This is a genomic window from Pseudomonas lini (assembly GCF_030812475.1).
Classification (GTDB): Bacteria; Pseudomonadota; Gammaproteobacteria; order Pseudomonadales; family Pseudomonadaceae; genus Aquipseudomonas; species Aquipseudomonas lini_A.
The window spans coordinates 328,767-343,091 of the sequence record NZ_JAUSSR010000002.1; the positions used below are offsets into that span (position 1 = coordinate 328,767).

The 14,325-nt window shown below is 50.9% G+C and carries 11 protein-coding genes; 7 read left to right on the forward strand and 4 right to left on the reverse strand.

The window, feature by feature from the left end; genetic code table 11:
* Nucleotides 1-31: 31 nt before the first annotated feature.
* Genes J2W17_RS05330 through J2W17_RS05345 form a run of 4 tightly spaced genes read right to left on the reverse strand, consistent with a single transcriptional unit; the run spans nt 32 to nt 4,122 of the window.
* The gene (locus J2W17_RS05330; RefSeq protein ID WP_307330317.1) at nt 32-1,111 is read right to left on the reverse strand and encodes an ABC transporter ATP-binding protein; all 1,080 of its coding nucleotides are present in this window, start codon (nt 1,109-1,111) and stop codon (nt 32-34) included.
* A complete protein-coding gene (locus tag J2W17_RS05335) occupies nt 1,044-1,910 on the reverse strand; it encodes an ABC transporter permease (RefSeq protein ID WP_307330320.1) in 867 nt (288 codons plus the stop codon). The genes J2W17_RS05330 and J2W17_RS05335 overlap by 68 nt, the downstream gene beginning before the upstream one ends.
* Before the next feature lie 14 nt (nt 1,911-1,924).
* Nucleotides 1,925-3,043 (reverse strand): ABC transporter permease, encoded by a 1,119-nt coding sequence (locus J2W17_RS05340; RefSeq protein WP_307330322.1) that lies wholly within the window; start codon nt 3,041-3,043, stop codon nt 1,925-1,927.
* On the reverse strand, nt 3,016-4,122 hold the full coding sequence (locus tag J2W17_RS05345; protein ID WP_307330325.1) for an LLM class flavin-dependent oxidoreductase: 1,107 nt from the start codon (nt 4,120-4,122) through the stop codon (nt 3,016-3,018). Before J2W17_RS05345 ends, J2W17_RS05340 begins: the two co-directional genes overlap by 28 nt.
* Nucleotides 4,123-4,604: 482 nt before the next feature.
* Here J2W17_RS05345 and J2W17_RS05350 point away from each other — a divergent pair, with 482 nt between their 5' ends.
* The 7 genes from J2W17_RS05350 to glyA all read left to right on the forward strand — a co-directional run bounded on the left by J2W17_RS05350 (nt 4,605) and on the right by glyA (nt 14,296).
* Entirely contained in the window at nt 4,605-5,153 is a 549-nt protein-coding gene (locus J2W17_RS05350; protein WP_307330328.1) for a lecithin retinol acyltransferase family protein, read from the forward strand.
* Nucleotides 5,154-5,298: 145 nt separating this feature from the next.
* Nucleotides 5,299-7,356 carry a sigma-54-dependent Fis family transcriptional regulator gene (locus J2W17_RS05355; RefSeq protein WP_307330331.1) on the forward strand — a complete coding sequence of 686 codons (2,058 nt, stop codon included), beginning with the start codon at nt 5,299-5,301 and terminating at the stop codon, nt 7,354-7,356.
* A gap of 135 nt (nt 7,357-7,491) precedes the next feature.
* Entirely contained in the window at nt 7,492-8,526 is a 1,035-nt protein-coding gene (locus tag J2W17_RS05360) for a D-2-hydroxyacid dehydrogenase (RefSeq protein ID WP_307330334.1), read from the forward strand.
* A 111-nt stretch (nt 8,527-8,637) separates the two neighbouring features.
* Nucleotides 8,638-9,327, forward strand: a complete 690-nt coding sequence (gene ribB, locus J2W17_RS05365) for a 3,4-dihydroxy-2-butanone-4-phosphate synthase (protein WP_307330336.1) — start codon at nt 8,638-8,640, stop codon at nt 9,325-9,327.
* Nucleotides 9,328-9,723: 396 nt separating this feature from the next.
* Nucleotides 9,724-10,101: a glycine cleavage system protein GcvH gene (gene gcvH, locus J2W17_RS05370; protein WP_307330984.1), complete on the forward strand. Its 378-nt coding sequence runs from the start codon at nt 9,724-9,726 to the stop codon at nt 10,099-10,101.
* Nucleotides 10,102-10,113: 12 nt separating this feature from the next.
* Nucleotides 10,114-12,981: an aminomethyl-transferring glycine dehydrogenase gene (gcvP, locus tag J2W17_RS05375; protein ID WP_307330339.1), complete on the forward strand. Its 2,868-nt coding sequence runs from the start codon at nt 10,114-10,116 to the stop codon at nt 12,979-12,981.
* Between the two features lie 61 nt (nt 12,982-13,042).
* On the forward strand, nt 13,043-14,296 hold the full coding sequence (gene glyA / locus J2W17_RS05380; RefSeq protein WP_307330342.1) for a serine hydroxymethyltransferase: 1,254 nt from the start codon (nt 13,043-13,045) through the stop codon (nt 14,294-14,296).
* The last annotated feature ends 29 nt before the right edge of the window (nt 14,297-14,325 follow it).

Consider the following 14,325-nt stretch of genomic DNA (forward strand, 5'->3'; position numbering starts at 1 on the left):
TGGACTAAGCCCACCGCGACGTTCTTACTGATCATTGCGTCAGAACCACAACGGCCTCATCTGGCCAGTTGAGATGGACGTGAGATCCCGGGGTGTGTTGAATTCCTGTTACGGGACGCGTCTCCTGGCAACTGAGAAGGTTGTCGCCATGGCGAACCTGATAAACAACGCGATTACCGATAAAAACGATGTCCTCAACATGTCCTTTCAGTCTGTTGGGGCCTGCCAAGAGTGGGGCATCAGAACCTGTTAATTTCATCGCCTCTGGACGAATGGAGATGGATACGGTCTCTCCCTCGCGAGCATTTCGTGCCGCACCTTTGGCAGAAAAAAGCGGAGTCGAAATGTCAGCTACGCCGCTGGTTATCTTGTCGACGCGCCCTTCCAAGATGTTGGTCTCGCCGAAGAATTTGGCGCAGAACAGAGATTCAGGAGCTGCGTACAGATCCTGTGGTGAACCAAGCTGCGCGATCTCCCCTTTGTTCATCAGTACGACCCGATCCGAGAGAATCATTGCCTCATCCTGATCATGAGTGACGTAAACAAACGTGGTGCCTGTTTCCTCATGAATTCGCTTCAACTCACGAAGCATGTGATGCCGAATTTTGAGGTCGAGCGCTGCCAGGGGTTCGTCCAATAGCAGCACGTCTGGCTGATTGACCAATGCGCGGGCGAGAGCAACTCGTTGGCATTGCCCACCGCTGAGTTCATGGATCCATCTGCCGGAATAGGTTTCCAACTGCACTAAATGAAGCATAGCTGTCACTTGCTTATTGACCTCATCCTTGGGCAATTTACGAAGGCGCAATCCGAAGGCAACGTTGTCAAAAACATCCAGGTGCGGAAACAGTGCATAGCGCTGAAACACCATGTTCACGCTGCGTTTTTCGGGTGGCAGACTGGTCGCATTCTGCCCATTAATTTTCAGCGTGCCGGACGTCGGCTCCTCAAAACCTGCAATGATCCGCATGAGGGTCGTCTTGCCGCAGCCACTTGGGCCAAGCAGTGTCAGAATCTCGCCTTTCTGGATATCAAGGTTGATGTCATTCAAAGCTTTGAACGGGCCGAACGCTTTGTGGACGTTGTTCAGTTGTACTATCGACTTGGTCATTTGCTTCAACCCTCAAATCAGAAGTTCTGGACGAGATTGCGGCACGGCGTTGCAGCCAAAAAATGGCTCCCGCGATGGTGATGACGATCAAGGAAAGCCCAAGGGCCACCATGGATGCAGCGTTGATGGTTGGGTCAACAGTGCGACGCATCATCGACCAAATCATCATGGGGAGCGTTGACTCGTTTCCACTCACGAAGACGGTGATGATCAGCTCGTCGAACGAGAGTGCGAACACCAAGATTGCGGCTCCCACGATGCTAGGACGCAGAATTGGCAAAGTTACAAGGTGGAAAGATTGCCAAGTCGTCGCACCCAGATCTCGGGCTGCTTCTTCGAGCGAACTGTCGAAGTAGTCGATACGAGAACGCAGAGTCGCCACAAAAAATGGCAGGGCATAAAGCACATGCGAGATGGTGACGGTTAGTAGTGAGCGATTCATTCCCACTTGCGCGAAACCACTTACCAGGGCGATCCCTAAAAATAATCCAGGCAAGGCGATAGGAGCTGCGCAGATCGTAGCAATCACATCCCGCATCTTTCCTTTGATCCGAATCAACGCGAGAGCAACCGTAGCCCCGAGAAGGGTAGTCACTACAGATGCAGCAGTCGCCACGATGATGCTGTTCCACAGTGACTCGCGAAAGGTGCGGCTGGCGAAAATCTGTTCGTACCAGCGCAGGCTCCATCCGTCGAACGGAAACACCAGTGATGGGCTGCTATGGAAGCTGAACATGCCAATGATGACGATAGGGGCATAGAGGAACAGCACATAGAGCCAGAGGTACATTCTTAACATTTCGATGTCCTCAATTAGTTGTGATAACGGCGGCCGGGGGAAAGACGGCAAGCTTTCATCAGTTGCGTAAAGGCCACGTAGACACCTACAAAAAGCACCAAGGTGATGAACGCCATCGCTGCACCTAGGGGCCAGTTACCGGCGCTTCTGAATTGGTTGGCAATGAGCAGGCCGTTGGTAACCCCATCTCTTCCGCCCAATAACTGAGGGGTGATGTAGTCGCCTGCTGCGAGGATGAACGTAAACATAAATGCGGAGACAATGCCCTTGTAGGACATTGGAATGATTACCTTGGTCAGCACCTGAAACCGCGATGCGCCCATATCTCGAGCCGCTTCGATGTAGTCAGTTTTCACGTCACGCAACGCTGAAACCAAAAGAAGGAGCGCGAAAGGAAACATGATGTGGACGAGGGTGATCACCGAGGCGAATGGGCTGAATAGTAAAAATTCAACCGGCTGGTTGATCAGCCCGAATTGCATGAGCGTCGTGTTGATCAGCCCGTTTGTACCCAGAATGGTTCTCCAGGCATAAACCCTCACCAGATAACTTGAAAACCATGAAAGGAGGATCAGGTAGAAGGCGTTGTTGTTGACGCTGCGGTAGACGATGTAATACGCCGCAGGAAAGCTTAAAACCACGGACGCAATGGCTGTCCATACACCGTTCGAAAGACCAGTGACCCCAGTCCTCCAGAAACCGGCGGCTGACAAGGTTCGGACGTAATTGTCTATGTTAAAGGTGGGGTCGATGACGAAGGAGCGAGCCGACCAGAAGCTGTAAAGCAACAGCAAGAGGGACGGTAAAATGAAGAACACTAGCATGAACGACATTGTCGGAGCGGCAAGAAATCCGCTTATCAGCCGCTGTCGTTGAGTTACATTTAAAATCATGGCAATCCCCTTGTGTAGGTAGCAATCGCCGATACCATTGGGATCGGACGTGTTGCGACCTTGTTTGTGTATGCCCTGATCGACTTCCTTTACATGCTCTACCTGGAAGGTGAACGTACGATCGGACAGATTGTTCTTGGCAGTAAGGGTGACACCGAGCTGACGACTGCTTTGGCCGTCTTGAGTTGGGCCCTTCCGGGCCCATGGCTTCGTTAAGAAGCTTTCTTCATTTCTTTGCAATAATCACGCAGCTTCGGCATGACCTGCTCAGCCAGCAGTCGCAAAGACTTCTGATGAAGGGCTGGGTTTTCCCAATCCTTCTGAGTGGTCAGCAGGGTGCCGAATGGGCCACCGACGTAATCGACGAATGCAACTAGCTTGTCGAGGACGGTTTTTGGTGAACCAGACATCACCATCCAATCCAGGCAGTTTTGGCGAGTTACTTCGCTGTCCGGAATATCAGCGCTTGGTTTGAGGATGCGCTGCATGTTGAAGGCTTTCATATCTTCGACGATGTAGTCGTAGTACCAGCCATAAGTAGAATCCGGACGAGCCAGGTAATCAGCAGCCTCTTGATCGGTGTCGGTGACCAAGATCGAACGAGCGATACGCCAGTTGTTGCGGTCAGCCGGACGACCGGCGTTTTCGCAACCAATTGCATACTGTTCCCAGTGAGATTTAGCGTGCACCGGTGGAATGAAGTTTGCGCTGACAATGCTCCAGCCTTTTTCACCAGCTTGGCGAGCACTGCTAGACGACGGGCTCATTACAGAAATGGCGAGCGGAGGATGTGGTTGCTGGAATGGTTTGAGCATCGGGCCAAAACCCAGCGAAGGGATCAGGTTCTTCTCAAGTACGACGTTCCAGTACTTACCCTGAATGTTGTATGGTGGATTGGATGCCCAAATTTTGTGGATCATTTCCACGGATTCGACAGTCATCTCTGCACGGTTCATATCGGAAGTGCCGAACAGCTCCATGTCGCTGACTAAGCCGCCAGGGCCAACACCCATGATAAAACGGCCCCCGCTCAGGTGGTCGAATTGAGCGACATCACCTGCGACAGTTGCCGGGTGGTGCTGAGGCAGGTTCAAAACACCGGTTGCGAATTTGATGTTTTTGGTGGCATCCAGAAGAGTGGCGAAAAACTGGAGCGGGTTCGCTACTGGCTCAGAGCTGCAACTGTAGTGTTCGCCTACCCATACCTCGGAGTAGCCCAACTGGTCAGCCAAAATAGCGGCTTGGCGATCTTGTTGCAGCATTTCAGTGTAGTTACGCCGCGGATCGTGCAGCGGCATCATGAAAAGACCGAGTTCCATATGTACTCCTAAGCTTTTGCTGAGCATCTAGGGCGTCTGGTTTTTGGTAGAACGCCCCATGAGGGTTTAACCGCCGAACAACGAAGCGCACTGCGTGGATGCATGTCGAGTTCGTCAGTAAACAGGTCATAGCAACAAGGGTGCCATCTCGGTTTAAATTGCTTATCTGATTGATATATATGGTTATTTTATTATTTTTTTCACCGTATCCCTTTTCTCGCAACGTCTCTCACCTCGTAAAATCAACTTTGCGACAAGGTCTTAAATCATTCGTTGCAAAATTGAGAATTGATTTTTTGTGCGATGAAACTCGTGCTTTGGCTCGGTCGGCGAATAGATTTCGGGTTGAGTCGTGGTACCAGTTTTGGCGCCGGCGAGCAGGTCAGTAGGGATAAATTGGTCACGTGGCATGAAGCGTGCTCCACCCTGGATGAAGTGGTGACTCTAAGTGAGCGCCGAAGCAGTTCGAGGTGGTGCCTAAAATGAAAGTGACAACTCCTTTATCGGCTACGGATTCTCATGCTGCTTGGGTGCAATGGGACAGGCAGAGCAGCTCTGAACTGCCTGTTGGTAGTCATCTCATTACCCCTCGAAAAGGCTACTTTCATCATGGGATCTACTTAGGCGCTGGAAAGGTCATTCATTATTCGGGGTTGTTTGGCGGGCTCTACGGCGGCGCGGTAAAAATCTTGCCTATTGAGGGTTTTGCTGCTGGCAAGACGGTGCAATATCGAGGTGATCCAAGGCCTCAATACAGCGCAGATGAGGTGGTAAGGCGTGCGCTTTCGCGCGTGGGTGAAAATCGTTACCGAGTACTCACGAACAACTGCGAGCATTTCTGCAATTGGTGTTTGTATGGCCGTAGCACCAGTGCGCAGGTGCGCGTATTCCTCACCCACCCCCTTTTTGCGATTCGGCTTATGTTCTCGATGATCGAAGGGGCATGGCTTGGTGGCGCGCGGTGTAGGCATGCCAGGGCCGGATTAACTCGCAGAAAAAAGTATGAGCTGGCAGGAAATGCGATGAGCTAGCGCGTGTCCCCATTCGATCGAGTCGCTATTTTTGCCGATTTCGGACAGATGGCGACTGTCCTGTGGGCTCGATTATTGCTTGAATTCATCGAAATCAGGTAAAGGTGTATCCTGTCATTACGGCTCACCCGAGAAGGTGCTAGGCATGAGTTTCCAAGAACATCTCTCACGAATCCGCTCACGGCTAGATTCCGTAGGGAAGCCAGGCGCCTTGCAGACCTCCTCAGATACTTCTGTAATCCTGCGTGATAGATGCGAAGACTCTTGGGCCCGCTGCTTCGCAAATGGTATGTCTCCGGATCAAAAGCCGGAGGTTCCTCAGGTAGAGGACTCACAGCTGCGTCGGATGCAAGATGAATTCGGACAGCAGGCATTCACTTTTGCGTTGAGTGAACTTAACGGTCTCATGTCTATGGTCAGTGCCGTCGGCTATAGCGCCAGCTTGGCGAATGCCCAAGGTGTGATTATCGCCGAGAGTGTTAAACCCCAGCAGGCTTTCTATTGTGAGAGCGATAAACTAGGGACAGTTTGGAGCGAAGACGTGGGAGGTACCAACGGCATTGGTACCTGCATAGCTGAACAACGGCCTGTAGCCGTTTTCAGGGATGATCATTTCTATTTCGATCTGTCGTCCCAAGCCTGTGTTGCTGCACCCTTTTATAATCCTTGGGGGGAGCTACAGGGTGTTCTGAACCTCACTACCTGCAATCCTGATGTGGATGTCAATGCGCATCACATTGTCTATAACCTGGCCACTCGAAGCTCGGTTATGCTCGAGGAACGGTTGTTTACCGAGCATTTCAGGGACTGTGTCATCCTGCAAATCTGCGACATCAACACCGCCGCTCAGATCATCGCCGTTGATGACAATGGCACTCTACGGGGTGCTAGTAATAGCGCGCGGAAACGATTGGGTATCGAGGCGAAGCATATCGGTAAATCCAAGCTGTGGGAGGTTATCGATTGCCCGCAGTCAGCCATCTCGTTGGAGTGTTTCCGATCACTGACGCGTGTGCGGACGCTAGTCCGTGATGAGTCCATTGATATGGTTTTGTTGAAGTGGGAGCGGGGTGAATCTCAAATTGCAGTTACGGATAATAGGCCGCGCTCTAGCCGCCCCCAACCTAAGCCTCGGGAAACCTCCAGCTCTCTCGCCCGCTGTGCTGGACAGGATTCGACGATGCTGCAAAACGTCAAACTTATCCGCAAGGTGATGAATAAAAATCTCCCCCTTCTTCTTTTGGGTGAGACAGGTGTCGGCAAGGACACGCTTGCGAAAGCGATCCACGAAGAGAGCGATCGTTGCCGTGGCCCTTATGTCGCTTTCAACTGTGCTGCCGTACCAGAGTCCCTGATTGATAGTGAGCTTTTTGGATATAGCAAAGGAGCGTTCACAGGTGCCAGCAAGGAAGGAAATCAGGGGCGTTTGCTGGAAGCCGATGGAGGGACTCTATTCCTGGATGAAATAGGCGATATGCCCCTTGCACTCCAGACGCGTTTGTTGCGAGTACTCGAGTCAGGAGAGGTGTCGCCTCTCGGGTCTGGTAAAGCAGTTAAGGTCAACCTGCAGATCATCGCGGCTACCAATCAAAGGCTTCACGAAAAAGTCGCTGATGGAACCTTTAGAGAGGATCTATTTTTCCGGCTCGCAGGGATGATTGTGAATATCCCACCGCTTCGTGAGCGTGAAGACAGGGCTCAACTGATTGAAACAGTCTTGGAGCTTGTGGTTGGTACGGATGACCTTCCAGAGATGAAGCCCGCTGCGTGGAAAAAGCTCCTCGATTATTCATGGCCTGGCAATGTCCGCGAGCTTAAACATGTCCTCCATCGTGCATCGCTCTTTGCTGAGGATGGTGTCATCAAGCCTTCGGATATCACGCTACCTTTTGAGAATCGGATAAAAACGATCTCTGAGCGTTTGGAGGTGCCGGTTCATAAGGAGCCAGATATGCCACACAGCCGTGCAGGCGAATTGGAGAATGACTCATCTCCTGTTGTGGTGAATCGCAACCAATTGAGTAGCTCGCACGAGTTCATGAATCTTGACGCGCGCCAGGCACTCGCAAATCTTGAAGGGCAAACAATTCAGGCAGCCTTGTCTAGTCATGGTAATCAGATCGATCGGGCCGCCAAGGCTCTAGGAATGAGCAAGGCGACCCTCTACCGCAAGATCAAACGGTACGGAATTCGCACCGCTTAAACCACGTGTAAAGAAGGCCAGCTAACGCTTGTTAGCTGGCCTTTTTTTTCGTTGCAAAAGTGATTCTCTCGTCTCAACGTTGCGTTCAGTAAATTTATCATGAGCTAACACTATGTTTTTAAAAGCTTTTTTATAATGGCACAGCAATTGCCTTATTGGTTAAAAGGCTTCTGTACGACGCGGGAGCTTCCAATCAAAGGTAATGCCGGGATGTTGTCTGCCACCTCTCAACCAGATTCTCGCAGCGTACTGCTTTTGGATGATGACGCTGCCGACGGGTACTTCTCTCTTCTGCGCAGTAAAGCGCCTGAGATTACGGTTTTTCCTATCTCGGATGTGTACTCGCAATCTGATTGCCCAGCTGATGTATGGTTTGGAGCACCGGATAAAGCTGCACGTTTGTTAATCCAAGGGTGGAAGCCTCGTTGGTTGCAGTTGACATGGGCAGGTTTTTCACCTCTTTTGAAATCCTCTATGCCTGATGACTATTTATTGAGTCGTGCTGTTGATGTTTTCGGTCAGCCGATGTTGGAGTACGTTCTATTTCACATGCTGGCACATGTAAAGCCAGGTATGAGTTGTTCGGAAAATCAGGAACGCTTTATTTGGGGAACGGCTGAATCCGGCACCCTTCACGGGCAAAGAGTCATGCTCGTTGGTGCTGGGAATATCGGGCTTTACGTTGCACAACGGTTAACCTGTTTGGGAATGCAGGTGGTTGGCGTACAGCGTGCGCCTAAAGAAAGTGAGCATCTGCTCGCCACGTATGACTTGGATTCATTTTACGAACATCTCGATGAAGTTGATTTCGTCGTCAATATTCTTCCTGATACACCTGAAACCAGAAACCTGTTTGATCGAAAACTCTTCAATTTGATGAAGCCCAGTGCGTTGTTCATCAACATTGGACGGGGATCAGCAGTCGTCGACGCCGATTTAGTGGAGGCAATCGGTAACAATCGTATCGCTGCTGCAGTGCTTGACGTTTTTCACCATGAGCCACTGCCGCCTTCGCATCAATTCTGGATAACACCAAATATCACGATTACGCCCCATATTGCCGGGCCGGCAAACCCTGAAATGATGGTTGATGCGTTCTTGTCAAACTTTGAACGATTCATTTCAAACCGGCCGTTGAAAGGAAGCGTGGATCTCAGTCGTGGTTATTGAACAAGCGTAAAAATTAATTTCTGCGGTTGCGAAAGTGATCGCAAAAAAACATCGACCTATCCCTGGTTTTGAATGCCCGGCCCAGCGCCAGGCTTGTTCGGAGAATAAGAAATGTCCAACTCTATCCTATCGCGTTTTCCCAACGTGCTCGCTGCTATGAGCGCTTATAAGGCAGGGCGCCCAGTAGTATTAGTCGACGATTTTGATCGAGAAAATGAAGCTGACCTAGTCGTGGCCGCTCAGAATATGTCAGTTCAAAGCATGGCCATGATGATTCGAGATGGTAGTGGCATTGTCTGTCTTTGCCTGGACGAACAAACCGTCGACATGCTACGGCTTAAGCCAATGGTTCCACTAAACGAGTCGCGGTATGCAACCGGCTTCACTGTGAGTATTGAAGCTGCTGAAGGCATCACGACGGGTGTCTCTGCTGCGGACAGGGTGACTACCGTACAGGCCGCTTTAGCATCAGACACATTCAATCGTCGTATTGTTAGCCCGGGTCATATGTTCCCGTTGAAGGCTAGATCTGGAGGCGTCTTGGAGCGTCGTGGTCACACCGAAGGGAGTGTCGAAATCGCAATCCTGGCAGGCATGCGCCCAGCAGCCGTGCTTTGTGAATTGATGAATCCAGACGGAACAATGACTCGTGGGAATGACATTGAGGCGTACGCCGCACGTTACAGGTTACCAATACTGACAATCGCGGAGCTTGTAGAGTGCAGGCTTGCGTTGGAGGCTGAGCAACTGTCATCGATGGCTAAGCATTCGATTGTCCATGGGCATGCAATTGCCGTTTAAATGCTCTCTGAGTTTCTCATTAATGCAAAAAATTTTTCACCACAAGATCAAGATTGATAGTTGGTAAAGCTCTGTGGTGTCGAAGTTAAGGGTATTAAAGTATTGTAAACTCACGAGGATTATCTGTTTGATCATTCGGGTGATAACGTTTTAAGATGCTGGGACGGTTCTGTTTAGATGGGATGAATCGCTCTCAAGATTGATAAATTTTGCTGCCGCTAATGCACCGCGATTGGCTTTATTGGGTGACATCGATAAGAGCTGCTTTGCTGTTTTCGTATGTTTTTGTAATGCATGTGTTTTCGTTGATTTTATTTTGTTGGCACTCCAATTGCAGTGTCCGCTTAGACCTGGATTTTACTAGGCTCCATCATCCTTAAACGGCTTCAAGGACTTATTATGAAATTGCGTTTTACTCATGATCACGAATGGCTTCGTCTTGAAGAAACTGGCGAGATCACAGTAGGTATCACCAACTTTGCTCAAGAAGCATTGGGTGATGTGGTGTTCGTCCAACTTCCAGATTTATCTTCCTTTGAAGCAGGTGCCGAAGTGGTCGTTCTTGAGTCGGTGAAGGCTGCTAGCAACATCACTATGCCGATTGCAGCAGAGATAGTTGCAGTGAATCCTGCGGTATCTGAAGAGCCTGAGTTGGTTAATGCATCCCCTATGGACTCTGGTTGGTTCTTCCGTATTCGTCCTCACGATAAGTCTGCATTCAATCAATTGATGGATCAAGACGGTTATGAACAATACCTGGCGGAAAATTCCTGAGGTGAACAGACAATGACCACTCCAATTTCTCTTGATACACGTGATGAATTTGTTGCTCGTCACATCGGCCCTCGTGACAAAGATGTTCGTGAAATGTTGGAGGCTGTCGGTTACGACTCTCTCGAAAATTTAATTGAGAGCGTTGTACCTGATGCGATCAAAGGGACAAGCGTACTCGAGCAATCTATTGGACAGGGTGAAGCGCAGGCGCTTTCCGATTTGAAAGCTATTGCGTCCAAGAATGAGCTGTTTAGTACGTATATAGGCCAAGGCTATTATCCATGCTTTACGCCAGCACCAATCTTACGCAATTTGCTTGAAAATCCTGCTTGGTACACAGCTTATACCCCTTATCAACCAGAGATTTCACAAGGGCGACTCGAAGCGCTGCTGAATTTCCAAACACTCGTGAGTGATCTCACTGGAATGGACATTGCCAATGCTTCGCTTCTTGATGAAGCGACTGCGGCTGCTGAAGCTATGACCTTTTGCCAGCGCCTTTCAAAAAACAAGGCCCCGGCGTTCTTCGCTTCTCAACACTGCCATCCACAAACCCTGGAAGTACTACGTACCAGATCTGAACCACTGGGCATTGATGTAGTTGTAGGCGATGAGAATGAGTTGCTTGAGGAAGGGATGGATGGCTACTTTGGCTTGCTCCTCCAGTACCCAGCAAGCACCGGTGGTATTACCGATTATCGAGCGCTGATCACCAAAGCTCATGAGCTCGGCACTCTGGTCGCGGTTGCTGCCGATCTGCTGGCTTTGACCCTGCTGACCCCTCCTGGTGAGTTTGGGGCCGATGTAGTTTTGGGGAGCGCACAGCGATTCGGCGTTCCTTTGGGTTTCGGCGGCCCACACGCAGCGTTCTTTGCAACTCGTGATGCTTTCAAAAGGGACATGCCTGGGCGTTTGGTTGGTGTTTCGATTGATCGCCATAGCAGACCCGCTCTGCGCCTAGCTATGCAGACTCGCGAACAGCATATTCGCCGTGAAAAGGCGACGAGCAACATCTGCACAGCTCAGGTGTTGTTGGCCAATATTGCGAGTACGTATGCCGTTTACCACGGCCCAGCAGGATTGAAAAACATTGCTAATCGAATTCATCGATTGACCACGATTTTGGCTAAGGGATTAGAAGAGCTGGGTCATCATGTGGAGCAACATTATTTCTTCGATACTCTCAGTGTCATCACTGCGCGGCCTTCGCCCGAAATCGTAGCTAACGCGAAAAACGCTCGCATCAATGTGCGCATTTTGGATGATCAGCGTGTTGGTGTTTCTATCGACGAAACGTGCACTCCCGAATCCATTTCTGCGTTGTGGGCTGTGTTCACTGCTGCAGATCAGGAAGTGCCTAATTTCGACAATATGGCCGATTTGGCCAGCGCCCGTATACCAACACAACTCATTCGAGAGTCACGGTTCCTGACTCACGAAGTTTTCAACCGCTATCACTCCGAAACTGAGCTGATGCGGTATCTGCGCAAGCTCGCCGACAAAGACCTAGCTTTGGATCGCACCATGATCCCGCTGGGGTCATGCACCATGAAACTCAACGCGGCGAGTGAGATGATCCCGGTAACATGGCCAGAGTTCGGCTCGTTGCATCCTTTCGCTCCGGTGGAGCAGACCAAGGGTTACCAAGAGTTAACCCGAGAGCTTGAAGCAATGCTCTGTGCGGCAACAGGCTATGACGCCGTCTCGCTCCAGCCAAACGCGGGATCGCAAGGTGAATATGCTGGTCTGTTGGCAATCCGAGCGTACCACAAGAGTCGTGGCGAAGCCGGTCGAGATGTTTGCCTGATCCCATCATCAGCGCATGGCACAAACCCCGCTACTGCTCAAATGGCCGGCATGCGTGTCGTCGTTGTCGCTTGCGATGCGCGCGGTAACGTCGATGTAGATGATCTTCTCGCCAAGGCTGAGAAACATCGCACTCAGCTTGCTGCCCTGATGATCACATACCCTTCAACTCACGGTGTTTTTGAGAAGCGCATCGGTGAAATCTGCGACATCGTGCACAAGCACGGAGGCCAGGTCTATATCGATGGTGCAAACATGAATGCCATGGTGGGACTGTGCGCACCAGGCCAGTTTGGTGGGGATGTTTCTCACCTCAACCTGCACAAAACTTTCTGCATTCCTCATGGTGGAGGGGGCCCTGGTGTTGGGCCCATTGGCGTGAAATCTCACCTTGCACCTTATTTGCCAGGGCATGGCCATATGGAAAGCAAGCATGGTGCAGTGAGCGCCGCGCCATTTGGTAGCGCGAGTATTTTACCAATCACCTGGATGTACATCCGGATGATGGGTGGGCAGGGTCTGAAGCGTGCTTCTGAACTCGCAATTCTTAGTGCGAACTACATCGCACGACGTTTGGAAGAACACTACCCAGTCCTTTACACCGGTGAAAACGGGTTAGTCGCGCACGAATGCATACTTGATGTCCGCCCTATCAAAGACAGCAGTGGCATCAGCGTAGAGGATGTCGCAAAGCGCTTGATTGATTTCGGCTTCCACGCTCCGACGATGTCTTTTCCCGTTGCTGGAACCTTGATGGTTGAGCCAACAGAAAGTGAATCAAAAGAAGAGCTCGATCGCTTCTGTGACGCGATGATTTGTATCCGTGAAGAGATCCGCGCGGTCGAGCGCGGTGACTTACATCAAGACGACAACCCCCTCAAAAACGCGCCTCATACAGCTGCTGAGTTGGCAGGTGAGTGGAATCACTCCTATAGCCGCGAACAGGCAGTGTTTCCGACGACTTCGGTTCAGGAAAATAAATACTGGCCGCCGGTTGGACGCGTAGACAACGTCTACGGCGATCGAAATCTGTCGTGTGCTTGCCCACCAATGTCTGTGTATCAAGACGCCTGACTCAGGTCTGAACCAGGGAAGCACGGCAGCCCCGTGCTTCCCCTCAATTGAGGAGAATTTCATGTTTCACAAGAGCCTAACCCTTTCAGATTTTGATCCTGTTCTGATTGCTGCAATGAACGCAGAAGAAGGTCGACAGGAGGCTCATATTGAGCTCATTGCCTCTGAAAACTATACCAGTCCGCAAGTCATGGAAGCACAAGGCTCGGCGCTGACTAACAAATACGCTGAAGGCTATCCGGGCAAGCGCTACTACGGTGGTTGCGAGTACGTCGATGTGGTCGAGCAGTTGGCAATCGATCGAGCAAAAAAACTGTTTGGCGCAGTTTATGCCAACGTTCAGCCGCACTCAGGTTCTCAGGCGAACTCCGCTGTGTATCTAGCCTTGCTCAATGCCGGTGACACGATTTTGGGCATGAGCCTGGCTCACGGGGGGCACCTCACTCATGGTGCGAAAGTTAGCTCCTCTGGCAAGTTGTACAACGCCGTTCAGTACGGAATTGATGCCAATGGCCTGATCGATTACGACGAGGTCGAACGACTAGCGCTCGAGCACAAACCCAAAATGGTAATAGCTGGTTTTTCGGCATACTCAAAGACTTTAGATTTCGCGCGCTTTCGCGAAATTGCCGACAAGGTAGGGGCTTATCTGTTCGTTGATATGGCTCACGTAGCTGGTTTGGTCGCTACAGGCTTGTACCCTAATCCGCTTCCTTTCGCTGATGTGGTTACAACTACTACCCATAAAACACTCCGCGGCCCACGGGGTGGTTTGATTCTGGCTAACTCGAATCCGGAAATCGAGCGGAAGCTTAATTCGGCAGTCTTCCCAGGTGGTCAAGGCGGCCCATTGATGCATGTGATCGCCGCGAAAGCTGTGTGCTTCAAGGAGGCTTTAGAGCCTGCCTTTAAGGAGTATCAGACGCAGGTAATTGCCAATTCCCAGGCGATGTCCGAAGTGTTCATGGAGCGTGGTTACGACGTTATATCTGGCGGTACTGACAACCACTTATTTTTGGTTAGCCTGATACGTCAAGGCATCACTGGCAAGGATGCTGATGCCGCGCTTGGCAGAGCGCGTATCACAGTCAATAAAAATGCCGTGCCTAATGATCCTCAGTCTCCTTTTGTGACCTCTGGATTGCGTATTGGTACTCCTGCCGTTACCACCCGAGGACTTAAGGTTCCAGAGTGTCGAGCACTATCAAGCTGGATTTGCGACATCCTCGATCACTTGGGCGATGCCGACGTTGAAGCGCACGTTGCGAAGCAAGTCGCAACGCTCTGCGAGCGTTTTCCGGTCTACGGAAAGTGAAGCTCTCCGAACGCTAAGTTGGAGTCGTA